Annotated in this window: 23 protein-coding genes and 1 pseudogene; 8 read left to right on the top strand and 16 right to left on the bottom strand. The window is 74.7% G+C overall.

All coding sequences use genetic code 11. From position 1 onward, the window contains the following. Window positions 1-52: 52 nt before the first annotated feature. The gene (gene yidD / locus ACZ6EM_RS13645) at window positions 53-610 is read right to left on the bottom strand and encodes a membrane protein insertion efficiency factor YidD (RefSeq protein WP_401045832.1); all 558 of its coding nucleotides are present in this window, start codon (window positions 608-610) and stop codon (window positions 53-55) included. A gap of 124 nt (window positions 611-734) precedes the next feature. After that, window positions 735-1,502 (bottom strand): bestrophin-like domain, encoded by a 768-nt coding sequence (locus tag ACZ6EM_RS13640; RefSeq protein WP_465772413.1) that lies wholly within the window; start codon window positions 1,500-1,502, stop codon window positions 735-737. A 202-nt stretch (window positions 1,503-1,704) separates the two neighbouring features. On the opposite strand from ACZ6EM_RS13640, the gene ACZ6EM_RS13635 reads away from it, so the two are divergent. Then, window positions 1,705-2,460, top strand: a complete 756-nt coding sequence (locus ACZ6EM_RS13635) for a hypothetical protein (RefSeq protein ID WP_465772412.1) — start codon at window positions 1,705-1,707, stop codon at window positions 2,458-2,460. Between the two features lie 925 nt (window positions 2,461-3,385). Here the strand turns inward: ACZ6EM_RS13635 and ACZ6EM_RS13630 are convergent. The 4 genes from ACZ6EM_RS13630 to ACZ6EM_RS13615 all read right to left on the bottom strand — a co-directional run bounded on the left by ACZ6EM_RS13630 (window position 3,386) and on the right by ACZ6EM_RS13615 (window position 8,227). Beyond that, on the bottom strand, window positions 3,386-4,792 hold the full coding sequence (locus ACZ6EM_RS13630) for a family 2B encapsulin nanocompartment shell protein (RefSeq protein WP_401055190.1): 1,407 nt from the start codon (window positions 4,790-4,792) through the stop codon (window positions 3,386-3,388). Window positions 4,793-5,429: 637 nt separating this feature from the next. After that, window positions 5,430-5,945: a hypothetical protein gene (locus tag ACZ6EM_RS13625; RefSeq protein WP_401054888.1), complete on the bottom strand. Its 516-nt coding sequence runs from the start codon at window positions 5,943-5,945 to the stop codon at window positions 5,430-5,432. A 160-nt stretch (window positions 5,946-6,105) separates the two neighbouring features. Further along, complete coding sequence (pdxR, locus tag ACZ6EM_RS13620) at window positions 6,106-7,560, bottom strand: MocR-like pyridoxine biosynthesis transcription factor PdxR (protein WP_465772411.1); 1,455 nt, start codon at window positions 7,558-7,560, stop codon at window positions 6,106-6,108. Between the two features lie 73 nt (window positions 7,561-7,633). Beyond that, window positions 7,634-8,227, bottom strand: a complete 594-nt coding sequence (locus ACZ6EM_RS13615) for a universal stress protein (protein WP_465772410.1) — start codon at window positions 8,225-8,227, stop codon at window positions 7,634-7,636. 482 nt (window positions 8,228-8,709) lie between these two features. Here ACZ6EM_RS13615 and ACZ6EM_RS13610 point away from each other — a divergent pair, with 482 nt between their 5' ends. Next, window positions 8,710-9,105, top strand: a complete 396-nt coding sequence (locus ACZ6EM_RS13610) for a transglycosylase family protein (RefSeq protein WP_452180267.1) — start codon at window positions 8,710-8,712, stop codon at window positions 9,103-9,105. Window positions 9,106-9,195: 90 nt separating this feature from the next. Here ACZ6EM_RS13610 and ACZ6EM_RS13605 read toward each other — a convergent pair whose 3' ends face one another. Next, on the bottom strand, window positions 9,196-9,780 hold the full coding sequence (locus tag ACZ6EM_RS13605) for a pyridoxamine 5'-phosphate oxidase family protein (RefSeq protein ID WP_380549213.1): 585 nt from the start codon (window positions 9,778-9,780) through the stop codon (window positions 9,196-9,198). Window positions 9,781-9,962: 182 nt separating this feature from the next. Here ACZ6EM_RS13605 and ACZ6EM_RS13600 point away from each other — a divergent pair, with 182 nt between their 5' ends. Next, window positions 9,963-10,913 (top strand): AraC family transcriptional regulator, encoded by a 951-nt coding sequence (locus ACZ6EM_RS13600; protein WP_401055268.1) that lies wholly within the window; start codon window positions 9,963-9,965, stop codon window positions 10,911-10,913. Window positions 10,914-11,085: 172 nt separating this feature from the next. Here the strand turns inward: ACZ6EM_RS13600 and ACZ6EM_RS13595 are convergent, their stop codons facing one another. Next, on the bottom strand, window positions 11,086-11,499 hold the full coding sequence (locus tag ACZ6EM_RS13595) for a CBS domain-containing protein (protein WP_401055269.1): 414 nt from the start codon (window positions 11,497-11,499) through the stop codon (window positions 11,086-11,088). Window positions 11,500-11,700: 201 nt separating this feature from the next. Here ACZ6EM_RS13595 and ACZ6EM_RS13590 point away from each other — a divergent pair, with 201 nt between their 5' ends. From ACZ6EM_RS13590 to ACZ6EM_RS13575, 4 genes and pseudogenes are all read left to right on the top strand, one after another. After that, window positions 11,701-12,621, top strand: a complete 921-nt coding sequence (locus tag ACZ6EM_RS13590) for a helix-turn-helix domain-containing protein (protein ID WP_465772409.1) — start codon at window positions 11,701-11,703, stop codon at window positions 12,619-12,621. A 3-nt stretch (window positions 12,622-12,624) separates the two neighbouring features. After that, window positions 12,625-13,164, top strand: a complete 540-nt coding sequence (locus ACZ6EM_RS13585; RefSeq protein WP_401053040.1) for a VOC family protein — start codon at window positions 12,625-12,627, stop codon at window positions 13,162-13,164. Window positions 13,165-13,208: 44 nt separating this feature from the next. Beyond that, window positions 13,209-14,078: pseudogene (ligD, locus tag ACZ6EM_RS13580) on the top strand (non-homologous end-joining DNA ligase); the annotation flags it as partial. A gap of 66 nt (window positions 14,079-14,144) precedes the next feature. Further along, window positions 14,145-14,999, top strand: coding sequence for an ATP-dependent DNA ligase (locus ACZ6EM_RS13575; protein WP_465772493.1), 855 nt, complete (start codon window positions 14,145-14,147; stop codon window positions 14,997-14,999). A gap of 15 nt (window positions 15,000-15,014) precedes the next feature. On the opposite strand, the gene ACZ6EM_RS13570 is transcribed toward ACZ6EM_RS13575, so the two are convergent. The 4 genes from ACZ6EM_RS13570 to ACZ6EM_RS13555 all read right to left on the bottom strand — a co-directional run bounded on the left by ACZ6EM_RS13570 (window position 15,015) and on the right by ACZ6EM_RS13555 (window position 16,867). Beyond that, complete coding sequence (locus tag ACZ6EM_RS13570; RefSeq protein WP_401053038.1) at window positions 15,015-15,599, bottom strand: type 1 glutamine amidotransferase domain-containing protein; 585 nt, start codon at window positions 15,597-15,599, stop codon at window positions 15,015-15,017. Between the two features lie 11 nt (window positions 15,600-15,610). Continuing rightward, the gene (locus ACZ6EM_RS13565; RefSeq protein ID WP_359899332.1) at window positions 15,611-15,907 is read right to left on the bottom strand and encodes a PRC-barrel domain containing protein; all 297 of its coding nucleotides are present in this window, start codon (window positions 15,905-15,907) and stop codon (window positions 15,611-15,613) included. A 4-nt stretch (window positions 15,908-15,911) separates the two neighbouring features. Beyond that, the gene (locus ACZ6EM_RS13560; protein WP_401053035.1) at window positions 15,912-16,325 is read right to left on the bottom strand and encodes a hypothetical protein; all 414 of its coding nucleotides are present in this window, start codon (window positions 16,323-16,325) and stop codon (window positions 15,912-15,914) included. Between the two features lie 65 nt (window positions 16,326-16,390). Next, window positions 16,391-16,867, bottom strand: coding sequence for an HAD family hydrolase (locus tag ACZ6EM_RS13555; RefSeq protein ID WP_387733130.1), 477 nt, complete (start codon window positions 16,865-16,867; stop codon window positions 16,391-16,393). 165 nt (window positions 16,868-17,032) lie between these two features. On the opposite strand from ACZ6EM_RS13555, the gene ACZ6EM_RS13550 reads away from it, so the two are divergent. Further along, on the top strand, window positions 17,033-17,737 hold the full coding sequence (locus tag ACZ6EM_RS13550) for a DUF4328 domain-containing protein (protein WP_452180268.1): 705 nt from the start codon (window positions 17,033-17,035) through the stop codon (window positions 17,735-17,737). A 35-nt stretch (window positions 17,738-17,772) separates the two neighbouring features. On the opposite strand, the gene ACZ6EM_RS13545 is transcribed toward ACZ6EM_RS13550, so the two are convergent. From ACZ6EM_RS13545 to ACZ6EM_RS13530, 4 genes are all read right to left on the bottom strand, one after another. Beyond that, entirely contained in the window at window positions 17,773-18,372 is a 600-nt protein-coding gene (locus tag ACZ6EM_RS13545) for a GNAT family N-acetyltransferase (RefSeq protein WP_465772408.1), read from the bottom strand. Between the two features lie 56 nt (window positions 18,373-18,428). Beyond that, on the bottom strand, window positions 18,429-19,085 hold the full coding sequence (locus tag ACZ6EM_RS13540) for a TNT domain-containing protein (RefSeq protein WP_401053686.1): 657 nt from the start codon (window positions 19,083-19,085) through the stop codon (window positions 18,429-18,431). Window positions 19,086-19,310: 225 nt separating this feature from the next. Beyond that, window positions 19,311-20,636 (bottom strand): geranylgeranyl reductase family protein, encoded by a 1,326-nt coding sequence (locus ACZ6EM_RS13535; protein WP_465772407.1) that lies wholly within the window; start codon window positions 20,634-20,636, stop codon window positions 19,311-19,313. Window positions 20,637-21,219: 583 nt separating this feature from the next. Then, a complete protein-coding gene (locus ACZ6EM_RS13530; RefSeq protein WP_452180270.1) occupies window positions 21,220-22,320 on the bottom strand; it encodes a calcium:cation antiporter in 1,101 nt (366 codons plus the stop codon). Between the last annotated feature and the right edge of the window lie 75 nt (window positions 22,321-22,395).

Here is a 22,395-nt window from a genome sequence, read left to right as displayed (position 1 = left end):
CGCGCGGGCCGTCCGTGCCTCCGTGCCTCGACCGCCCGAGAGTCGACGCGGCTCAGCGCGGCGGCACCGGGTCCGTCCCGCCGGCGCCCGGGCGGCAGCGCAGCAGCCGTCCGGCCGTCAGTCGGGCCCCGCGCAGCGCGCCGTGCCGGTGCAGTGCCTGCACCGCGTAGGTCGAGCAGGACGGCGTGTACGGGCAGCAGGCCGGACGCCGGGGGCTGACCTCGGTGCGGTAGTGGCGCACCGCGCCGTACAGCACTCCGGCCGCGAACCCGCGCGGGGCGGGGGCCGACGGGTCGGCCGTCCGGCGTCCGCGCGCGCCGGTGAGGGCGAACCGGACGCCGGAGACCATCATCACCGGGATCAGGGCGATCAGGCAGGGGTCGGCGAACTCGCAGCAGCCGTCGAGGCAGCAGTCCGTACCCTCGTCCCGGAGGTGCTTGCGCCGCCGGGCCTTGGCCTCGTCCTCCGGGCGGTAGCGCTTCCGGTACTCCTCCCACATCCGGCGCTGCTTCTTCCGCCGGAGCCGTTCCGAGGCGGGCAGCCACAACCAGGCGCGCTCCGGGCGGGCCGGCGGGTAGTGGGCGCCGAGATCCGGCGTCGGGTCGGACACTGCTGAGAATCCCCTTGTTCCTTCCGCCGGGGCCGGCCCCCGACAATCCGGGCCAGATTATCCGAAGATCACCTGGCCGGATCCCGGGCGGAGGCCGAGCCGACACCGAGCGGATTCCGCCCGCTCAGCCGCCGAGGTTGAGCGAGGGGAAGAGGTCCTCGAACGGCTGAGTGGTCACCGACACACTCCGGGAGAACGGATTGTCGAAGTCCCAGATCATGAACAGCAGGAAGGCGATCAGCACGCTGAAGCAGAGCGCCAGGGTCAACTCCCGCGGCGTGCGCCGGATCTGCAGCGCGAACAGCATGCCGACGGTCACCACCGCACCGCCGATCAGACCGAGCCAGACCACCCCGGGCATCGTCGGCCCGGCGTTCTGCCCGCGCGAATTGCGGGCCTCCGATGCCTCGCTGACCCGGTCCATGATCGGCTGGTAGGACTGCGACTCCAGGTCGGAGGCGGGCACCCGGGTGGCGACGTCGTTCTGGAGCTTCTGGAGCAGCTGGTCGCCCTTCTCGGTGATCGCCCCGTTCTCCTTCATGTAGTCCCACTCGGTGTTCACGACGTACGAGACGTAGGCGTCCACGTCGGCCCGGACCTGGTCCCGGAACTCCACCGGGTAGATCACCGCGCGGTCGCTCACCTCGCGCAGCGACTGCGCCTCGCGGAACAGGTCGTCCTGTGCGGCGCCGCGCGCCTCCCAGACACCCGCGATGGCGAGACCCAGGACGATCGCGTAGACCACCCCGATCATCATCGTGATGTACTCGATGACGTCCGGGGTCTCGTCGGTGCTCTCCTCGATCGGTCGGCGCTGCCTGAGCACCACCACCGCCACGACGACGGCACAGGCCGACGCCATGGCGATGATCAACGCCACCCACTCGGACATGGGAACTCCCTTCTCTGGCTTGGCTTGTGACGGAAAGGAAAAGGTTCAGGGGGCGGCCCCGGGCCGCAGGGGCGGGGCCGCCGCCGACCGGAAACCGGTCGACGGACCGCCGGGAGACGGTCAGGACGGACCCGAGCGGCCACCGCGTCCTCGGCCACCGCGACCCGGCCGCAGGGCAGCCGCCGCGATCACGGCAGGAACCATGATCATCAGCATCGTGGTGGTCATCGAGATGCCCTGGTGGTGCCGGGCCATGGGCGCGGGCTTCGTCGCCGGGGCGTGGAACACCGGTCGAGCCGACGGGGTCGGCCACAGCGGGCTCGGACGCACCGCGCTCGGCGAGGCCGCGGGGCTGGGCGCGACCGGGCTCGCGGCCGCCGGCACGGGGGCCACGGGGTCCGGAACGGGCACAGCGGGCGCGGGGGCGGGCGGAGCCGGCGCCGGGGCGGGTGGCCGCGTGGGGACCGACGGCGAGGCGGGGGCCGGCGACGCCGGGGGCGCGGGTGACGCGGGCGCCGGGGTGGGGTCCGGAGTCGGACCGGGCGACGACGGGGTCGGCGTGGGCACGGTCGGTGACGGCGTGGGGGCCGGACTCGGGCTGGGCGTCGAACTCGGGCTCGGGCTCGGGCTCGGCGATGGACTCGGGCTCGGAGTCGCACTGGGGCTCGGCGACGGCGTAGGAGTCGGGGTCGGCGTAGGGCTCGGCGACGGCGTGGGAGTGGATGTCGGCGTCGGCGTCGGCGTCGGCGTGGGAGTGGGTGTCGGCGTCGGCGTCGGAGTCGGCGTCGGCGTGGGCGACGTTGTCGGCGTGGGAGTCGGCGTGGGACTCGGGGTCGGCGTACGCGTGGACGTGGGCGTGGGGGTGGGCGTGGGCGTACGCGTCAGCGTGGCTGTCGGGGTCGGCGTACGAGTCGGCGTGGGGGTGGGCGTCGGGCTGGGGCAGGGATGCGGGTGGTGATGGTGGTGGTGCCAGCCGTGGTCCCCCCACCAGTCGTCGTCGGGCCAGTCGTCCCCCCACCAGTCGTCCTCGTGGTCGTCGCCGCCGCGCCCCGGCCCGACCTGCCCGGGCCCGGCCTGCCCCTCGACCGGCCGCCCGGGCTCGCTGCGCAACCCCGTCGGGCGCGGGGGCGAGGAGAAGGGCGTCGACGGGAAGGGCATCGAGGGGGTGGGAAGCGCGGTCGTGGGCGGCAGGGAGAAGGGCGGCGCGGTGGGCTTCGAAGTCGGCTTCGGGCTGGGCTTCGAGGTGGGCTTGGGGCCGGGTTTGGGCGGGTGGCAGGGGTGGTGCCCGTGCGGCGGCTTGGGCCCGTGGTGCCCCGGACCACCGGCGCCCGGCGCGACGCCGACTCCGACCTGGACGTCCACGTCCACGTCCACGCCGACGGTCACCTGCCCGCCCGGCCGTACCGACAGCGACACGTCGGTCTCGTCGCACACGCAGACGTCCACCGCCGGACCGCGCGGGGGCCGGCCGGACTGCCCCGCGCCGGAGGCGGTCGCTCCGCCGACCAGCGCGCAGACCGCGACCACGCAGGCCGCCGCGCCGATCAGCCGCACCCGTCGCCCGGGCGCCGCGCCCCCACCGCCGCCGGGCGGTATCCGGCGGATCTGCCGACGCTGGGGCATGGGCTCCACACACCTCTCGGGTCGTCCGGGGAGGACGGAACGGCTCGGGCCGACCGACCTCAGGGGAATGGGCGGAACGATCAAGACGGGGAGAAAGATCAGATACGGTCGCATTCCTGATGGACATTCCATCGGGTACGACCAGAAGTGATCAGACATGGTCAGGCGGACGGCCCGCCTTCGGGGGGCGGGCCGTCCGTCATCAGGTCAAACGATCTTCGAGCCGGCCGGTTACGGCCCGCGCCCACTGTTCCGTGCGCTCAGCCGCGGCGGTGCGCGATCTCCACGTTCTCCAGCACGCCGACCGCGTCCGGCACCAGGATGGCGGTCGAGTAGTAGGCGCTGACCAGGTACGAGATGATCGCCTTCTCGTCGATGCCCATGAAGCGGACCGACAGCGACGGCTGGTACTCGTCCGGGATGCCGGTCTGGTGCAGGCCGATGACGCCCTGGTTGTCCTCACCGGTACGGATCACCAGGATCGAGCTGGTGTTCTCCTTGGTGACCGGGATCTTGTTGCACGGCAGGATCGGCACCCCGCGCCAGGCCGGCACCTGCTGCCCGCCGAGGTCGACGTGGGTGGGGTACAGCCCACGGGCGTTGAACTCCCGGCCGATCGCGGCGATGGTCCGCGGGTGGGCGAGCAGGTAGTCGGGGTCACGGCGACGGTTGAGCAGCTCGTCCAGGTCGTCCGGGGTGGGCGGGCCGGAGTGGGTCTGGATGCGCTGGTCGAAGTCGGCGTTGTTGAGCAGGCCGAACTCCGGGTTGTTGACGATCTCGTGCTCCTGGCGCTCGCGCAGGGCCTCGATCGTCAGCCGCAGCTGGTGCTCGGTCTGGTTCATCGGCTGGTTGTACAGGTCCGCGACGCGGGTGTGGACCTTCAGGACGGTCTGCGCGACGCTCAGCTCGTACTCACGGGGCTTGAGCTCGTAGTCCACGAAGGCGCCGGGCAGCTCGAACTCGCCGCGGTGGCCGGCCGACATGGCGATCTCGGCCTCGCCGCGCTCGTTCTGCGCCTGGAGCGGCAGGGCCAGGAAGGCCTGGAGGTGCTCCTGGAGGCTGGGGGCGTTGTCCCGGATGGCGGCGAAGTCCGCCCGGGTCAGCGTCAGGGCGACACCGGCGGTGGCGGTCTTGGCGGTGAACTCCCAGGTGGCGTCCGGGTTCAGCAGCGCGTCCTCGCCGAAGCGGTCGCCGTCGCCGGCCACGCCGACCACGATGTCGTCGCCGTACTTGCCGGTGCCGATCTTGTTGACCTTGCCGTGCGCGATCAGGAAGATCTTGTCGGCGGCGTCCCCCTGGGTGGCGAGCACCTCGCCGGGGCCGAAGTCCCGCTGCTGGCAGCGGTCGGCCAGGGCGGTGAGGACGTCCTCCTCCTCGTAGCCGCGCAGCAGCGCCAGCTCGCCCAGCTCCGCCGGGATCACCCGGACCTGGGAGCCGGTCTTGATGAACTCCACCACCCCGTTGCCGACGGCGTAGGTGAGCCGGCGGTTGACGCGGTAGGCGCCACCGGCCGCCTGGACCCAGGGAAGCACCTTGAGCAGCCAGCGGGAGGTGATCTCCTGCATCTGCGGTGCGGACTTGGTCGTGGTGGCAAGGTTCCGGGCAGCGGCTGTCGCGAGGCTCTGCTGCTTGGCCTGCACTGCCTCCGGGCTCGTGTCCACGGTCATCGGCAGGGATCTCCATTCCTGTGATCGGGTCACGCGTCCAGGGGCACACCGGCCCGTCCTGGCGCATGTCATGACGGATCATCAGATCCGCTTACTGGTGGGGGCGTTGGTGTTTCACGCGAAAGGCGGCCGCCATCTCCGGGCGGCCCATCCGGAACCCTAGATCACCAGGACCCGACCGGGCCCGCACGGAGGCCCACTACCCCCCGATAGGGTGAATCTCACCCGGTCCGCCCCCACAGTCACATAAACTCCGGGAACATCCGTTCGCCCCTGCGGTCCCCGTGCCGCCAAAGGCATTCCAGCACCGGCCCGGGCCCTGCCGAACGGCCCGGAGGCCATCGCCGGACGTCAACCCGGCGTACCGTCCCGGCGTCGGCGCGGACCCCGGGTGCGGACCCCGGAGCGCCGCCGCACCCGGGCCCCGGCCATCGGCCGCGGAGCGCGCGAACCGCCCCGACAGCGCGACGGCCCCGGGGACGCGAAGGTCTCCGGGAACGCGAAGGGCCCGTCAGGTGCCGGCACGGGGGAAGCCGGCACCTGACGGGTGAACAGGGGGTCGCGCAGGGCGGGGTCCGCACCGGGGAGGCCCGGGCGCCCGCGACGGGCTGCCGACGACGCCGACGGTCCCGCCGGGTCAGGCGCAGGCGACCTGGGTACCGGGGATGCCGATGATCCCCGAGTTGTTGGTCTCACCGCCGTTGTACTCGTAGTACAGGTAGGAGTAGAAGTCGATCCGGGTCTCCGGGCCGCAGGCCGAATCCGGGGCGACGGCGTACGTCACCGTGAAGGCGCTGCTGGCGCCCGGGGCGAGTGGAACGCTGTAGCGGGCGATGCCGCCGTGGACGTTGTCACTGCACCCGTTGGTCTGGGTGCCGCAGGCGGTCGCGGTGAACTTGAGCCCGTTCTCCAGACTGGTGGCGTAGGTCTCCTGGACACTCTGGTAGACGAACTGGATCGGGGTGTCGTACGGGTTGGTCAGCGTCAGGGAGAGCGTGAACTCGCCGCCCCGGACGGTCGTCTGCTTGTCGGAGACGGCCGTGAGGGGCAGCTGGGTGTCGGCCCGGGCGGCGGGGGCGGCGGCGAGGAGCAGACCGACGACGAGGGCCGGACACGCGGCGAGCGCGGCGCGACTCGGATGTGTTCTGCGCATGACCAAGGAGCGTAGGCCTCGCCTCCGCCCGGGTTGCGTTCCTCGGCCCCGGTCCGTACCGACGCAGGAGCGGCGAACGGACACCGCGCACCCGCCGCCCGCGTTCCGCCCCCACGGGCGTGCCCGGGGCCCTATGCTTCGCCGCTCCTCCCCTGCCCCGTCACCCGCAGGGCGGCAGGATGTCGCAGAGCGCGCCGAGCGCCACCGGGTAGGCGTGGTCCGGCGGCGTGGCGTAGCCGACCACCAGTCCGTCGACGGCGGGCATCGCCTCCTCGCCGATCGCCGGGTGGCGGTAGTCGGCGAGCCCCTCGACGGCCAGGCCCCGGTAGGCGGCGGCCTTGAGCACCGAGCGCTCGGTGCCCGGCTCCAGTCGCAGCACCGCGTGCAGGCCGGCCGCGATGCCGGAGACCTCGATGTGCGGAGCGCGGGCGGCCAGTGCGGCCACCAGCTGGTCGCGGCGGTCCCGGTAGCGGCGGCGCATCCGACGCACGTGCCGGTCGTAGCCGCCGGAGTCGATGAAATCGGCGAGCGTGAGCTGGTCCAGGGCGCTGGCCCAGCCCTCGCGTTCGCCCTTGGCGGCGAGCACCCGGTCCACCAGGTGGTCGGGCAGCACCATCCAGCCGAGCCGCAGCGCGGGGGTCAGGCTCTTGCTGGCGCTGCCGAGGTAGACCACTCGTTCGGGGTCGAGCCCCTGGAGGGCGCCGACCGGCTGGCGGTCGTACCGGAACTCCCCGTCGTAGTCGTCCTCCAGGAGCAGCCCGCCGCGCCCGCGTGCCCAGTCGACCACGGCCGCGCGGCGGCCCGGGTGCAGCGGGCCGCCGGTCGGGAACTGGTGGGCGGGGGTGAGCAGGGCCGTCCGGACCTCCGGATACCGGGCCAACTCACCTGTCCGGGCGCCCAGTTCGTCGATCGACAGCGGAACGGTGGCAACGCCCGCGGCGGCCAGCAGCCCGCGGTGGAAGCCCAGCCCGTACGCCTCGACAGCCAGCGGGCCGTGCTCGGCGGGCGGCAGGACGGGTGCGGCGCCGTCGAAGAGCAGCCGCAGCGCGTGGGCGAAGCCGGAGCAGACCACGATCCGGTCGGGGTCGGTGCGCACCCCCCGCGCGCGGGCGAGGTAGTCGGCGAGGACGGTGCGCAGCTCGCGCCGGCCCTGGGGATCGCCGGGCCCGAAGGCCTCGTTGGGGGCGCCGGTGAGGGCCCGGCGGGCGGCGGCGAGCCAGGCGGTGCGCGGAAAGGAGGCGGCGTCGGGCTGCCCCTGCCGCAGGTCGTGGGTGGGACCGGGACGGCGGACGGGCCGGCGGGCCCGGGTGCGCGGGACGGGCTCGGCGCGTTCGGCCACGGTGGTCCCGGAGCCCTGGCGGGCGGTCAGCCAGCCCTCGGCCACGAGTTCGGCGTAGGCCTCGGCGGCGGTGTTGCGGGCCAGGCCGAGGTCGGTGGCGAGGGCGCGGTAGGGCGGCAGCCGGGTGCCGGGGGCCAGTCTGCCGCTGCGGATCGCCTCGCGCAGCGCCGCCATCAGCGCGGCGCGCCGACCCCCGGTGGCGGGGAGGTCGAGGTGCAGGTCGTTGCCGGTCGAGTGGGCGGGCTCGGAGGGGTGCGTGCCCCGCGTGTCCGTCATGGTCACGCACCCTACCGGCCGCCGCCCCGGCCCTCCTCGGGCGGCTGCCCGGCCGCGGGCCGGGGCGATCGCCCTACGGCACGACGGTGACCGGCCAGCGGCCGGCCTTGACCAGCCGGACGGCCACCGAGCCGATCACCTTGTGCCCCGCCTGCTCGGAGACGCCGACCACCACGGCGTCGGCGCGCAGCTCGTCCGCGAGCTTGGCGAGGCCGCCGTACGGGTCGCCGCGCATGGTCAGGAAGCGCCACTCCACCTTCCACACCTCGCGCACCCGGTGCTCGGCCTCGCGCAGCGCGGCCAGCAGTCCCTCGGCGATCTCCTGGGTGGTCTCCTCCACCGCGGCCCCGGCCAGGGCGGTCGCGGCGCCGAGGATCGGCTGGATGTACGCCACCGCGAGGACGGCGCCCTGCCGGCGGGCCAGTCCGGCGGCGTAGGCGGTGGCGCGCCAGGAGGAGTCGGAGCCGTCCAGGCCGGCCAGGATCACGCCGGGGCCGTCGGTGCCCAGCTCGAAGCCGGCGGGTGCGGCCGCGGCCTCGTGCCCCGGGGCGCCGGTCGGCACCCCGGCCGCGGCGCCCCCTCGCGCGCCGGCGTCCGCCGCCCCACCCGTACCGGCGGCCGCCTCTCCCGCGTCCGCCGTGTCCGCTGCATCGCTCTCGTTGCTCATGGAAATGAGGCTATGCCCGCCACCGGGAGTGACGGCGGCGGGCTCTCCGGGTGAGGGCTGTGGCCCGGGCCACCCGGGGCGGTGGCCGGGGCGCCGAATCCGGCACCGGCGGCTGGCCGACCGTCACGCGCTGTCGACCGTGTGGGCGGCCTCACAGCGGTTCCGTGGGGGGTCCGGAGTGGCGCGGGCCACTTCCCCGGGCTATTTGATCTTGGAAATAGGGGTAAATCGGGCGAAATCGCCACAATTCCTTGATCCTTACGCCCGGTAACAGCCTTCTGACATGGCTAAACCTTCGAATCCTTGAAACCGCCACGACCACCCCCGTAACTTCGAACCCGTTGCACCGAGCGATCCGCTCCGGCCGGGCCAACCGCCCCCGGGCAGGACGGTGCAGAACCACGCGAGTGACGTGTCCCCGAAACCGACGGCCTTCCGAGGGTCTGGTTCCGCGCGCTCGCGAACCCTCCGAAAGGAACTCCATGACCTTCCGCAACGAGACCGCCGCTGCCGCCACCACCGCCACCCCGAAGCGCCGCAACCGCGTCCGGATGGCTCTGATGGCCGGGGCGCTCACCGCCCTGCCCGCGGCCGGCCTCGTCGCGGCCACCAGCGCCTCCGCCGCGCCGGCCACGGTCTGGGACAAGGTCGTCGCCTGTGAGGCGACCGGCAACTGGGCCGTCAACTCCGGCAACGGCTTCTACGGCGGCCTGCAGTTCACCTCCAGCACCTGGGCCGCCTTCGGTGGCACCGCCTACGCCCCGCAGGCCCACCAGGCCACCAAGGCGCAGCAGATCGCCGTCGGCGAGAAGGTGCTCGCCGCCCAGGGCCCCGGCGCCTGGCCGGTCTGCTCCGCCAAGGCCGGTCTGACCAAGTAGGACCGCACGCCACGAGGCCGCCGCACCCCACCCCGGGGTGCGGCGGCCTCGTCGTGCCCGGGGCCCGCGAGATCGGGGCAGCCCTGCCGGTCAGGACGGCCGGGGCGGGAGCGGCAGCGGGACGGCCGGCAGGCCGTCGATGCTGGTGCCGACCAGTGGCTTGCGCTCGCAGTAGGCGCCGAACTCCTCCTCGTCCTTGCGGTCGAAGTACTGGGCGTGCAGGTCGCGGTCGGCGCGGTAGTCCATGAACGGCACCGCGTACCCGCAGGAGTCGCTGACCCGCTCGGCCTCGACCAGCACGATCGCCCGCAGACCGGAGCCGTCCGCGGCCGGGTCGAAGTGGCGCAGCAGTCCTGCGAACCGCGGGTCGTCCCGGAAGACCGGCTCGCCGCGCCCGTGCACCCGCACCACGGTCGGCGGCCCCTCGAAGGCGCACCACATCAGGGTGATCCGGCCGTTCTCCCGCAGGTGGGCGACGGTCTCGGCCTGTGAGCCGCCGAAGTCCAGATAGGCGAGGGTGAGTTCGTCGATCACCACGAGCGTCCCGGCGCGGCCCTTGGGCGAGAGGTTGACATGCCCGTCGGCGGCCAGCGGGGCGGTGGCGACGAAGTAGACCGGCTGGCGCTCGATGAAACCGCGCAGCCGGCCGTCGATGCGTTCGTACTGCTTTCCCATGGGCGCAAGTGTGCCCGCATCCCGACTGGTGGGAAAGGAGGTTCCGACCCCTGAGACGGCCTCTCGGGCGGCCCGGGCCGTCCGAAGCCGACCGACCGCCGTCCGCGCCCTCCAAGGCCGCCCGGCGGCGCCTACGATGGTTCGGGTACCTGCCACCCGCCAGGCCGAGCACGGGAGTTGCGATGACCCGGAGCACCCTCCCCACCACCGCGCCCGGGACGGTCCTCGGCACCCCCGCCGCGCCGCTGCGCCCGTACGTCCTCGGCTACCGCGGCTACCGGCTGGCCCTGCGCCAGCCGCTCCGACGGCTGGAGGTGCCGACGGACGTGGTCACCGTGGCCCTCGCCTTCGAAGGCACGATGAGCCTCACCGACGCCGTCTCGCCCGCGCCCGCCACCGCCTTCGGCTCGGTCGCGGCCGGGCTGCGCCGCACCGCGACGATCGCCGAACACGCGGGCGTGCTGCACGGTTTGGCCGTCTCGCTCACTCCGCAGGGCGCCTTCCGGGCGTTCGGTCCGCTGGCCGGCGAGCTCGGCGGGCACTGGGCCGAGGCCGGGGACGTGCTGGGCCCGCGGCTGCGGGCGCTGACCGACCGGCTGGCCCACGCCCCGAGCTGGCCGGCCCGGTTCGCCATGCTGGACGGCTACTTCGGTGCGCTGTTCGCGTACGGGCCGGACTGGGACCCGTCCGTGCACTGGGTCTGGCGGCAGCTGCGGCACACCCACGGGCTGGTGCCGATCGGCGCCCTGGTCGAGGGCACCGGCTGGAGCCGTCGCAGGCTGGAGCTGCGCTTCCGCGAGCACCTCGGGCTGGCCCCCAAGCAGGCGGCCGGCATCCTCCGGCTCCAGCGCACCCTCCACGTCCTGACCGCCCACGAGGAGCGGACAGCCGGGGACCACCCCTTCGGGCGCCGCCCCGCCGGGGCGCGAACCACGGGCGCCGACCTGGCCACGCGCTGCGGCTACTACGACCAGTCGCACCTCGACCGGACCTTCCGCGCCATGGTCGGCCGCTCGCCGAGCGCGTTCCTGGCGTCCCGGCGCACCGCCGCCGCCCTGCCCGAGCCCGCCGGCCGGGTCACCGACCGGGTCACCGGGCGGGTGACCAGCACCCTCCTGGACGCCGGAGGCTGAGGCGCACGCCTGCGCACGGCGCGTGGTCTCCGAAAGTGCGCGATCGCCGACGGTGCGCATTTGTACAAGACGAACCGGTGCCCCGCCCGGCACGCTCGAAGAGCCCGGCCGGTACGGGGGACCGGCCGGTCACGGGGGCGGGCAGGCACGGGGCACGCGGGGTGTCAGCCGGTCACTGCTTCATGTAGACGCTGTCCATGAACTCGATGATCTGCTGATCGGTCAGCCGCTGGCCGTCGCGGTGCCCCATCGCCAGGTCGGCCTCGCTGATCATGCCGACCAGCCGGTCGCCGTCGATCACCGGGATGCGCCGGATCTGGTGCTGCTCCATCTTGCGCAGCACCGCCTCCATGCTGTCCTCGGCGCGCACGCAGTGCAGGTGGCCGGAGAGCTCCATGGCCGTCATCTTGGCCGGGTCCTTGCCCTCCGCGATACATCGCAGCACGATGTCGCGGTCGGTGATGATGCCCTTCAGCTTCTGGTCGTCGCCGCAGATCGGCAGCGCGCCCACGTTCTTGTCGCGCATCATCCGCGCGGCCTCGGCCAGCGTCTGGTGGGCGCCGACGCACTGGGCGCCGGTGTGCATGATGTCTCGGGCAGTGGTGGTCACGGGGACTCCTTCGTCGGTGGTTCCCCCCGCTGGTCCCCCCGCATCCCCCCGGCGGCGCTCCCGGGCTCCCGCCGTCGGAGCGGAAGGGGTGTGACCGCGCCCTCACCATAAGCAACCCCGCCCCCGCCCGCGACCCCGGCCCGACGCCCGGCGGCCCCGACCGCCGATACTGGGAGGATGACCACGGACGCCGAGCGGACGGTCGACGAGGCCGTCCGGGCCCGGCCCACCACGGCGCTGCGCCCCTACCTGGCCTGGTACTCCGGCTACCGGCAGCGCGGCCTCGCCCCCGCCGTGCACCGCGGCCTGCCCTCCCCGTACCTGACCTTCATCCTCACCCTCGACGAGCCGCTGGTGATCGCCGGGCACCCCGATCCCGCACAGCCGCCCGGCAGCTACCCGGCCCTGCTCGGCGGACTGCACACCACCCCCGCGCTGATCACCCACGAGGGCGCGCAGTCCGGCGTGCAGATCGCCGTGCACCCGCTCGCCGCCCGGGCGCTGTTCGGGCTGCCCGCCGGGGAGTTGGCCGGGATCGACGTACCCGCCGAGGAGGTGCTCGGCCGGTTCGCCCCGCGGCTACGGGAGCAGCTGCTGGCCGCCCCCGACTGGACGGAACGGTTCGCCGTGCTGGACGGGGCGCTGCTGCGGACCGCCCGGCCCTCCGGCCGGGTGCCGCCCGAGGTCGGCCGGGCCTGGCAGGCACTGCGGCGCAGCCACGGCGCGCTGCCGGTGGCGGAGCTGGCCCGGGAGACCGGCTGGAGCGCCCGGCACCTCCAGGAGCGGTTCCGCCGGGAGACCGGGCTGACCCCGAAAGCGGCCGCCCGGGTGATGCGCTTCGACCGCGCCCGGCGCCTGCTCGCCGCCACCGAGCCGCCTCCCCGGCTCGCGGAACTGGCCGTGCGCTGCGGGTACTTCGACCAGGCGCACCTGGCCCGCGAGTTCCGGGCGCTGGCCGGGGCCGCGCCGAGCGCCTGGCTGGCGGCGGAGGGGCCGGAGCAGGCGAAGTTCCGAAACGTCCAAGGCGGGGCGCCGGGTGCGGCCGCAGAGTGGGAGGCGGAACGACCGGCACGACGACCCACGCTTCCCGAGGAGTGAGCCATGGACGCCACCGAGACCCCCGCCCCGCAGGTCTGGCCCAGCCTGCGCGCCACCGACGCCCGGGCCCTGATCCGCTTCCTGGTCGAGGCCTTCGGCTTCCAGGAGGTCGTCACCTACGGCGAGGGCGACGTCGTCGCACACGCCGAACTCGCCTGGCCCGAGGGCGGCGGCGTGATGCTCGGCTCCGAGCGCGGGACGCCCGAGGGCACCGAGCCCTGGCCGGGCCGGCCGGGCGGCTTCACCGCGTACGTGGTCACCGCCGACCCGGACGCCGTGCACGCCCGCGCGGTGGCCGCCGGGGCCCGGATCACCACCGGGCTGTACGAAACCGACTACGGCTCGCGGGACTTCGCCGCCGCCGACCCGGAGGGCAACCGCTGGTACTTCGGCACCTACCCGGGCGCGCCCCGGCCGCCCGGCGGGCGGACGACGGGAGTCCGAGGACGGACCCCGGGAGCCCTCGGGGCGGCCGCCGCCGAACCGGGGCAGACTGGCTGCGGGGGCACCACCGGAGGCGCCGGAGACAGCGGAGGCACCTGAGGCATCGGAGACAGCGGAGGCATCGGAGGCGGAGCGTGCCGCAGATGACGGTGGACGGGCGCACCCTCGCCCTCTCCCACCTCGACAAGGTGTACTACCCGCGCACCGGCACGCCCAAGGGCGAGGTGCTGCGCTACTACGCCGCCGTGCACACCGCCCTGCTCCCGCACCTGCGCGACCGCCCGGTCTCCTTCCTCCGCTGCCCGGACGGCGTCGAGGCGGAGGCGTTCGTCGCCAAGAACCCGCCGCCCGGCACCCCGGACTGGGTGCGTACGGTCGACGTGCCGAGCAACACCGGCGAGCTGCGGCAGGTGGTGCTGGAGGACGGCGCGGCGCTGCTGGCGGTCGCCAACCTGGGCTGCCTGGAGCTGCACGTCCCGCAGTGGCACGCGGCCGCGCCCGCCCTCGCCGACCGGCTGGTGCTGGACCTCGACCCCGGCGAGGGCGCCGACGTGCTCACCTGCCGCACGGTCGCCCTGCTGCTGCGGGAGCGGCTCGCGGCGGACGGTCTGGCGGCCTGGGTGAAGACCTCCGGCTCCAAGGGCCTGCACCTGCTGGTCCCGATCGAGCCCACGCCGAGCGCCCGGGTCTCCGGGTACGCGAAGGCGCTGGCCGCCGCCCTGGAGGCCGAGCGCCCGGAGCTGGTGGTGCACACCATGGCCAAGGCCCGGCGCCGGGGCCGGGTGCTGGTCGACTGGTCGCAGAACAACGCCAAGAAGACCACCGCCGCGCCGTACACCCTGCGGGCCCGGCCGCTGCCGACCGTCTCCACCCCGCTGGTCTGGGCGGAGCTGGAACGGGCCACCGAGGAGCGGGATCTGGTCTTCACGCTCGCCGAGGTGCCCGACCGGCTGGCCGCGCACGGCGACCTGCTCGCCCCGCTGCTGGACCCGGAGCGGGCCCGGCCGCTGCCCGGCGCGCCCTCGGTGTCCGGAGCGCGGCCGCCGGCCCACCAGGTGCTGCACCCGCCCGTCGAGGTGATGCGCCCGGCCGCCGTGACCGCCGTCCCGCCCGCCGACGGCCTGGGCGGCGGGGGCGTGCAGTACGAGCTGAAGCTGGACGGCTTCCGCTGCGTGGCCTTCGCCCGGGGCGGGCGGCCCGCGTACCTCCAGTCCCGCAGCGGCCGCGACCTCGCCCCCGAGTTCCCGCCGATCGCCGCCGCCGTCGCCCGGCTGCCGGAGGGGCTGGTGCTGGACGCCGAGCTGGTCGCCTGGCGCGGCGGCCGGTTCGCCTTCGGCGAGCTGCTGCGCACCCGCCGGGCCCGTGCCGCCGCCCCCGAGGTGGCTCTCGGCCTGATCGCCTTCGACCTGCTGGCGCTGCCCGGCCGCGACGTCCGCGGGCTGCCGCTCACCGACCGCCGTCGGCTGCTGCTCGCCGCCCTCGCCGACGTCCCGCCGCCGATCCGGCCGGTCATGGCCACCACGGACCGGGCGGAGGCGCTGGAGTGGATGGAGCGGCTCGCCGACACCGGGGTGGAGGGCCTGGTCTGCAAGGCCGCCGCCGCCGCGTACCGGCCTCGCGGCGCGGGCCGGGTCTGGGTCAAGTACCGCCGCGGCGACACCCTGGACGCCACCGTCGGCGCCGTCACCGGCCCGGCCGACCACCCGCACGCGCTGGTCCTGCGGCTCGACGACGGCCGGGTGCTCCTGACCTCCCCGCGGCTCACCCCGGTCCAGTCCGGCGAGGTCGCCGAGGTCGTCCGCCCGCTGCTCGGCCCGCCCGATACCGACCCCGAGCACGGCCCGGTCCATCCCCTGACCTCGCCCCTGCGCGCCGAGTTCACCCTCACCGGCCGCCCGCCCACCGCGACCTTCGTCCGCCTCCGGGGCGACTGACGTCGGACCGTGCGCTCACTTCCGGCGCTTCGCCGCCGCGTGGGCGAACTCCGTCACGAAGGCGTCGTCGAACAGCGGCAGGTCGGCGGGCTTGCGGCTGGTGACGAGCGTGCCGGGGCCTCCGTGGCAGACGTGCACCGGCTCGTCCACCCAGTGCGCACCGGCGTTGACCAGGTCGGTGCGCAGGCTGGGCCAGGAGGTGAGGGTGCGGCCGCGTACGGCGTCGGCCTCGATGAGTGTCCAGGCCGCGTGGCAGATCGCCGCGACCGGCCGGCCGGCGGCGCCGAAGGCGTGCACGAAGTCGACCGCCGACCGGTCCAGGCGCAGCCGGTCGGGGTTGGCGACGCCGCCGGGGAGGACCAGCCCGTCGTAGTCGGCCGGGTCGGCCTCGGCGACCAGCGCGTCGACGGCGAAGGTGTCGCCCTCGGCGTGGTGCCGGACGGTCCGGACCCGCCCCTCGGCGGTGGACAGCAGCCGCGGGGTGCCGCCGGACTCGGCGACCGCCTGCCACGGGTCGGTCAGTTCGACCTGCTCGGCCCCGTACGGCGCGACCAGGAACGCGATCGTCCGGCCGGTGAGCGTGGTGGACGGCCAGCCCATGGCGCGGTCGCTCAGCCCGGGTGCGGGGCGGTCAGGTCGACGGCCACGGGCGGAGCGGTGCTGAGCCGGGCGCGCGGGCAGTCGAGGTGGACGGCGCGGTCGAGGTGGTCGAGCCGGGCGACCAGTCCGGCCGGGACGAGCACCCGGGCGCCCGGCACCCAGGGCTCGGCGTCGACCAGCAGGTGGTCGCCGGCGTCCTGCTCGACCCGGCCGACCGGGCCGTCGGTGGCGTGCACCTCGTACCCGACCAGCGCGAGGTCGGCGGCGGGATGGGAGCCCGGGCGGTACTCCCACAGGTCGGTGGTCATGGCGTCACGCCTCCGGCCGGTCCCAGGGGCGCCGATCGCGGCGCTCCCGGCGTTCCCGGAACTCCGTCGGGTCCGCCGGTGCGATACCGCTGCGGGCCTCGCGCCGGCGGCGCAGCAGTTCGGAGGCGGCGACCGCGGCCCCCACCGTCGCCGCCCAGACCACCCCGAGCGCGACCAGCACGGCGGTGGCCGGTGTCCGGGCGCCCACGCCGAAACAGATCGCCGTCATCACCAGGGCGGTCAGCGTCACCCCCGCCGTGACCCTGCGTCCGACCCCGCGGAGCACGCGCCGGACCCGGCTCGGCGCTTTGGCGCCCATCGTGCTCAGCTTCCGGTCGAGCCGTGTGTCCTGGCGCAGATCGGACTCGATCTCCTCGAGGAGCCGCCGCTCCCATCCGCTCAAAGCGGGACCGTCCATCTCGGTCACCTCCGACACTTCCGGTGACGTGCTCGCACCCGGCGGTTGCCCGGTACGGGCCGGCACTAACCGTTGCGGGCACCGCCTGTTCCGGCGCCGACGGGCCCGAAGGCCCGGGGGCGGGCGAGCAGGCTGTCGTCCAGGACCCCCAACAGGGCGGCGGCGTCGCGGTGGACCTCGGCCGCGCCCGCCGCCCGCAGTTCCGGGCCGGTGTCCCGGCCGGCCGTCAGGGCGACGCACGGCACCCCGGCCCGCCGCACGGCCCGTACCTCGCGCACGCTCCCGGCGACGGCCACGGCGTGCCAGGGCCTGCCGTCCACCAGGTCCAGCGCGGCTCTCACCGGATCGCCCCCGGGATCGGCCACGGTGAGCGCCGGAGCCCCGGCGGGACCGGGGCCGGTCAGCACCACCGTCCACCCCCGGGCGGCGCACTCGCGCAGCAACTCGGCACCGCCGGGCAGCGTGGGCTGCCACCAGTCGGTACCGAAGAGGGCCGCCGAGACCACCGTCATGACCACCGCTTCCGTTCGCGGGCGACGCACCGAATGCTCCCTTCCAGGTTAGGTCGCTCCTCCGCCGCGCGCGCAGCCTGCGCCCGGGCCCCCGGAATCCTTTCGACGGCCCGGAAAAGTAGCTGGTCAGGGGTGATCGTTTGGCCCTAGGGTGTCGCTCCATCACATTGGTCCAGTCCAGGAGCCCGATCCCCGATGCCTTCGCCCGCCGTGTACCGCTCGCCCAGAGCCAGCGCCACCGCCGCCACCGTTCTGCTCGCCGTGAGCGCCGCCACGACCCTCGCCCCGCTCGGCGTGGGCCTGCGCCTGTACGGGGAGGCCGGCGATCTCGCCACCGGCGCCGAGTCCGACGGCTCCGCGCTGATGGACACGGCGCAGCTCTACGACAACGTCGGCTACCTCCAGCTGGTGGCCCTGGTCGCGTCCGCGGTCACGTTCGTCATCTGGTTCCACCGGGTCCGGGTGAACGCCGAGGTCTTCGACCCGCGCGGGCACCGGTTCAAGCGCGGCTGGGCGATCGGCGCCTGGTTCACCCCCGTGGTCGCGCTCTGGTTCCCCCGCCAGATCGCGGGCGACATCTGGCAGGCCGGCGCCCGGCCGGACGCCTCGGGCGTGCGCCCGCAGCTCCCGCAGACGCTGCTCAACCTCTGGTGGGCCACCTTCTGGATCTCCAACGCGACCGGCCGGGTCGGCTCCCAGTACCTCGGCTCGGCCTCGGCGCAGTACGCGGACGGCTACCAGCAGGCCGTCGGCTGGCTGATCGCCTCCGACCTGCTGCTGGTGGTGGCCGCCGTCCTCGCCGTCCTGGTGGTCCGCGGGCTGACCGCCATGCAGGAGGAGCGCTTCACCGAGTCCGCCGCCCCCGCGTTCGGGCTCCACGGCGGCACCGTCCGGGGCTGAGCCCGCTCGGTCGGCCGGGCCCGCGGGCGGGGCGCTCAGTCCGTGAACGGGTCGGAGGCCAGCCGGGCGTGCAGGTGCTCGTCCGTGTAGACGCCCCCGCCGTAGGTGTAGGAGGCGCGCAGGGTGCCCTCGTACGGGAAGCCGGCCCGCGCCGCGACCCGGCAGGAGTCCTCGTTGCCGACGGCGTGGTAGAGCTCGATGCGGCGGGCGTCGGCCTGCTCCACCGCCCAGCGGGTGGCGGCGGTGGCGGCCCGGGTGGCCAGGCCCCGGCCGCGGGCGGCGGCGAGCAGCCAGTAGCCGACCATGACCACGCCGTCGTCCCGGTTGGTCCACTCCAGGTAGGCGTTGCCGCACAGGCGGCCGTCAGCGGCGTCGACGACGGCGAAGGGGGCCGCGGTGCCGTCGGCCCAGCGGGCCTCGCAGCGGTCGAGGTAGGCCTCGGCGTCGACCGGGCCGGAGCCGCTGAGCGGGGTCCAGCGGGCGACGGCCGGGTCGGCCCCGGCGGCGACCAGGGCGGGCACGATGCCGCCGGGCACGTCGAGGCCGTGCCCGAACGGGCGCAGCAGGGCGTCGCCGAGGTCGAGGACGGCGGGGCGGAAGACCCGCCGGTCGGTGGCGGGATCGCTGATGGTCATCCCGTCTTCCTATCCCCGGCGCCCCCGGGCCCGCCAGCGAATTTCCCGGAGCGGGGTCAGATCCGGGCCAGGTAGCCGTTCTCGACCAGCCAGAGCACGTTCGGCCTGGCCGGGCCGCCGGGCAGCAGGGCGCCGTCGAGCTGGTACTGGAGGCCCCAGCCGGGCTGGTTGAACCACGGCGCGATCGGGCCGGCGTGCACCGTGAAGGCCTTGACCACCTTGTAGTCGTGGTAGTTGCAGGCGGCCGGCGGGTTGCTGTCCAGGCTCTGCGGCGGGAGCGCGCGGTTGGCGTAGGGCAGGCCCTCGGGGGCGAGGTAGGCGCCGTACTCGCTGCCGTAGCGGTCGATGTTCTGGTTCGGGTACAGCGTGAGGTCGAACTCGATCGGGCTGCCGTCGGGCAGGGTGACGTAGCCGTCGGCCGGCGGGTAGATCCAGCCGCCCTTGCCGCCGTTGCCGGCCGGGTCGTAGTACTGGGCCAGGAAGGCCTGGTCGCTCGCGCCGCCGGTGCGCTGGTAGCCGGCGAGCTGGCGGCCGACCGGGCCGGTGGTCGGGAGGTCGGCGGGGCCGAGGCGGGCGTCGTCGTGGCGGAAGGCGGCGGAGCACTGGTCGGAGGGGGTGGCCGCCGGGGCCGCGAGGGCGGCGGGGGTGCTCACGGCGGTGAGGGCGGCGGCCGCGGCGAGCGGCGCGACGAGCAGGCGAAGGCGAAGGCGCACGGTGTCTCCGTCGAACGGGTCAGCGGTCGAAAGGGGAGCCACGGAGGGGCGTTGTGCTCACCCTCCGTGGCTGGTTCGACACCAGGCAATCGGATCTTCTGATCATTCGTCAATATGATCCGTACGACTGCCCGTTCGACTGCGCGGATTAGGCCGAACCCGGGACAGCGGGGCCGCCCGTCCAGGAGGATGAACGGTCCGGCGCCACCGGGTCACTTTCCCGGGTCACTTTCCCGGGGCGACCCGCCCGAGCAGGTGGAGCAGCCGGTCGAGGGCGTCCTTGGAGTTCGGCTCGGTCAGGTTGACCATCAGCCGGAACGCCACCTTCAGCAGCGCCGGGTGGCCCAGCCCGGCGGCCCCGGCCGCGCCGAGCAGCTTCGGGCGGCCCAGCAGGTCGGCGGCCAGGCGGCCGAGCGCGAAGTAGCCGGCGTACGCGGAGCGCAGCGCCTGCGGGTAGGCGCGCAGGGCGAGTTCGCGGCCGCGGTCGGTGCGGCGGGCGAGGGCCTGGACGACGGCCTCGGCGGCGAACCGGCCGGACTCCATCGCGTAGGCGATGCCCTCGCCGGTGCCCGGGCTGACCGTGCCGCCCGCGTCGCCGACCAGCAGCAGGCCGTCGGCGTAGTGGGGCCGGCGGTTGAGGCCCATCGGCAGGGCGGCGCCGCGGATCGGCTCGGTGACCCCGTCGGGGGTGTAGCCGTACTCCGGGGGCAGGCCGTCGCACCAGCGGCGCAGCAGTTCCCGCCAGTCCACCTCGGTCCCGGTGGTGTCGAGGACCCCGAGGCCGACGTTGGCGGTGCCGTCGCCCATGCCGAACACCCAGGCGTAGCCGGGCAGCAGGCCCCGGGCCGGGTCGTCGGGGTCGCGCAGGTCGAGCCAGGCCTCCAGGTAGCGGTCGTCGTGGCGCGGGGTGGTGAAGTACGTCCGGTACGCGACGCCCATCGCGCGGTCGGTACGGCGGTGGCGCTTCATCGCCACCGACAGCCGGGTGGAGTTGCCGTCGGCGGCGACCACGACCGGGGCCCGGTAGGCGACCGGCCGGCGCTCCTCCCCCGACCTGGCGGTGACGCCGGTGATCCGGCCGGTCCGCTCGTCCAGCAGCGGGCCCGTCACAGTGACGCGTTCGACCAGCCGGGCACCGGCCGAGGCGGCCTTGCGGGCGAGCAGTTCGTCGAAGTCGGCACGGCGCCGGACCAGTCCGTACCCGGGGTAGGCGGAGAGCTCGGGCCAGTCGAACTCCAGCGAGCGGCGCCCGGAGATCAGCCGCAGGCCCCGGTTGTGCAGCCAGCCGACTCCCTCGGAGACGTCGATGCCGAGGTCGGTCAGCTGCTTGACGGCGCGCGGGGTGAGGCCGTCGCCGCAGACCTTCTCGCGCGGGAAGGCGGACTTCTCCAGCAGCAGGACGTCCAGCCCGGTCCGGGCGAGGTGGGCGGCGGCGGTGGAGCCCGCCGGTCCGGCGCCGACCACGATGACGTCGGCGCTCTCCGCGGCCCGGACGGCCTCCTCGTCCCTGTCGGTCTCCTCGGGCCGGACGGTCTGCTCTGGGCCGGGCATCGCACTCTCCCACGGGTCGGATCGGCTGTACTCGCGACGGATTCCTCGGACTGGGCGGTTCCGGACGGGACGATAGAGAACCCCGGCACCCGCCCGCCGCCCCGACACGCAGGCCGCCGCCGGGAACCGGTCAATACCGGCCACCACGGCCGTCCGGGTTCACCCACCGGACCGGGGAGCGGAGTCGACAACTCGGGCCGCTCGTGCCGCTCGGCGACACCCGGCACCATGACAAGCGGGTGATCGAGTCCCTGCGGGGCGCCGCGGCCGGGCCGAGGCGCCACTGAGCCCCCGGCCCGCGAGCAGCTGCGGGACCAGGGGCTCCTTGTCGTTCCACGGTGCGCACCCCCTGGTCAGGGGGTTCACCGGCGGTCGCACCGGATTCGACGAGGGTCCCCGGCCACGGGGGCGGACCAGGGGCCCTCACCCGGTACCACGGCCGCCGCCGCTCCCCGGGTTCACCCACGGCCCCATCGGCCCCGCCGGCCACACGAGCCACACCGGGCCCGGGAACGCCGGAAGCCCCTGGCCGCACGGGGGAACGGGCCAGGGGCTTCCACTCCGGACTACGGACGGCGGGCCCTCACGGGTTCAACGCCAGCACCACGTACCCCGCCAGCACCGCCAGGTGCACCGCGCCCTGGAGCGGGGTCGCCCGGCGCGGGATGACCGTGAGGGTGAGCAGCATGATCGTCAGGGTCATCAGCACCATGTGCGCCGGGTCGAGGCCGAGGACGAGGGGGCCGGAGAGCCAGCTGGAGGCGATCGCGACCGCCGGGATGGTCAGGCCGATGCTGGCGAGCGCCGAGCCGAGGGCGAGGTTGAGGCTGGTCTGCACCCGGTTGCGGACGGCCGCGCGCAGCGCCGCGATGGTCTCCGGCAGCAGCACCATCAGGGCGATCACCACGCCGACGACCGCGTGCGGGAGCCCGGCGTCGTCCACCGCCTTCTCGATGGTCGGCGACACGCCCTTGGCCAGGCCCACCACCGCCACCAGGGCGACGGCGAGCAGCAGCAGGCTGACCCCGGCGGCCCGGACGGTCGGCGGGGAGGCGTGCTCCTCCTCGTCCAGCACCCGGCCCTCGGGGGTGACGGGCAGGAAGTAGTCCCGGTGCCGGACGGTCTGGGTGGCCACGAACAGCCCGTACACCACCAGCGAGGCGGTGGCCGCGAAGGTGAGCTGGGTGGTGGAGAACTGCGGGCCGGGCGAGCTGGTGGTGAAGGTCGGCAGCACGAGACTGAGGGTCGCGAGGGTGGCGATGCAGGCGACCGCGGCGCCGGTGCCCTCGGCGTTGAACACGGCGGTCCGGTACTTGACGGCGGCGACCAGGATGGACAGTCCGAGGATGCCGTTGCAGGTGATCATCACGGCGGCGAAGACGGTGTCCCGGGCCAGTGTGGAGGACTTGTCCCCGCCGTCGGCCATCAGCGTCACGATCAGCGCGACCTCGATCACGGTGACCGCCACCGCGAGGACCAGCGACCCGAACGGCTCCCCCGACCAGTGCGCGATGACCTCGGCGTGGTGCACGGCGGACAGCACGGCGCCCACCAGGAAGCAGGCGACCACCGCCACCACCCAGCCGGGCAGTTCCTTGTGCCAGGTCAGGACGAGGACGAGGAACGACACCACCGGAACGACGACGGTCCATTGCGCGACGGCCGCGCGGAGCTTCGTGATCATGCCGCCGAGGATCCCAGACCGGAGGCCCGTCACCCGGGTGCCCGCGCCGGGATTCGTAGGGATGTGGCATAACTC

Source organism: Kitasatospora sp. NPDC041917, assembly GCF_055589745.1.
This window is presented reverse-complemented; position numbering and strand designations above follow the sequence as displayed.

Coding starts and splice junctions, on each gene's coding strand:
- ACZ6EM_RS13640 (WP_465772413.1), bottom strand. CDS start 1,502: ATGTCCGAGTGGGTGGCGTTGATCATCGCCATGGCGTCGGCCTGTGCC.
- ACZ6EM_RS13635 (WP_465772412.1), top strand. CDS start 1,705: ATGATCATCAGCATCGTGGTGGTCATCGAGATGCCCTGGTGGTGCCGG.
- ACZ6EM_RS13630 (WP_401055190.1), bottom strand. CDS start 4,792: ATGACCGTGGACACGAGCCCGGAGGCAGTGCAGGCCAAGCAGCAGAGC.
- ACZ6EM_RS13625 (WP_401054888.1), bottom strand. CDS start 5,945: ATGCGCAGAACACATCCGAGTCGCGCCGCGCTCGCCGCGTGTCCGGCC.
- pdxR (WP_465772411.1), bottom strand. CDS start 7,560: ATGACGGACACGCGGGGCACGCACCCCTCCGAGCCCGCCCACTCGACC.
- ACZ6EM_RS13615 (WP_465772410.1), bottom strand. CDS start 8,227: ATGAGCAACGAGAGCGATGCAGCGGACACGGCGGACGCGGGAGAGGCG.
- ACZ6EM_RS13610 (WP_452180267.1), top strand. CDS start 8,710: ATGACCTTCCGCAACGAGACCGCCGCTGCCGCCACCACCGCCACCCCG.
- ACZ6EM_RS13605 (WP_380549213.1), bottom strand. CDS start 9,780: ATGGGAAAGCAGTACGAACGCATCGACGGCCGGCTGCGCGGTTTCATC.
- ACZ6EM_RS13600 (WP_401055268.1), top strand. CDS start 9,963: ATGACCCGGAGCACCCTCCCCACCACCGCGCCCGGGACGGTCCTCGGC.
- ACZ6EM_RS13595 (WP_401055269.1), bottom strand. CDS start 11,499: ATGCACACCGGCGCCCAGTGCGTCGGCGCCCACCAGACGCTGGCCGAG.
- ACZ6EM_RS13590 (WP_465772409.1), top strand. CDS start 11,701: ATGACCACGGACGCCGAGCGGACGGTCGACGAGGCCGTCCGGGCCCGG.
- ACZ6EM_RS13585 (WP_401053040.1), top strand. CDS start 12,625: ATGGACGCCACCGAGACCCCCGCCCCGCAGGTCTGGCCCAGCCTGCGC.
- ACZ6EM_RS13575 (WP_465772493.1), top strand. CDS start 14,145: ATGCGCCCGGCCGCCGTGACCGCCGTCCCGCCCGCCGACGGCCTGGGC.
- ACZ6EM_RS13570 (WP_401053038.1), bottom strand. CDS start 15,599: ATGGGCTGGCCGTCCACCACGCTCACCGGCCGGACGATCGCGTTCCTG.
- ACZ6EM_RS13565 (WP_359899332.1), bottom strand. CDS start 15,907: ATGACCACCGACCTGTGGGAGTACCGCCCGGGCTCCCATCCCGCCGCC.
- ACZ6EM_RS13560 (WP_401053035.1), bottom strand. CDS start 16,325: ATGGACGGTCCCGCTTTGAGCGGATGGGAGCGGCGGCTCCTCGAGGAG.
- ACZ6EM_RS13550 (WP_452180268.1), top strand. CDS start 17,033: ATGCCTTCGCCCGCCGTGTACCGCTCGCCCAGAGCCAGCGCCACCGCC.
- ACZ6EM_RS13545 (WP_465772408.1), bottom strand. CDS start 18,372: ATGACCATCAGCGATCCCGCCACCGACCGGCGGGTCTTCCGCCCCGCC.
- ACZ6EM_RS13535 (WP_465772407.1), bottom strand. CDS start 20,636: ATGCCCGGCCCAGAGCAGACCGTCCGGCCCGAGGAGACCGACAGGGAC.
- ACZ6EM_RS13530 (WP_452180270.1), bottom strand. CDS start 22,320: ATGATCACGAAGCTCCGCGCGGCCGTCGCGCAATGGACCGTCGTCGTT.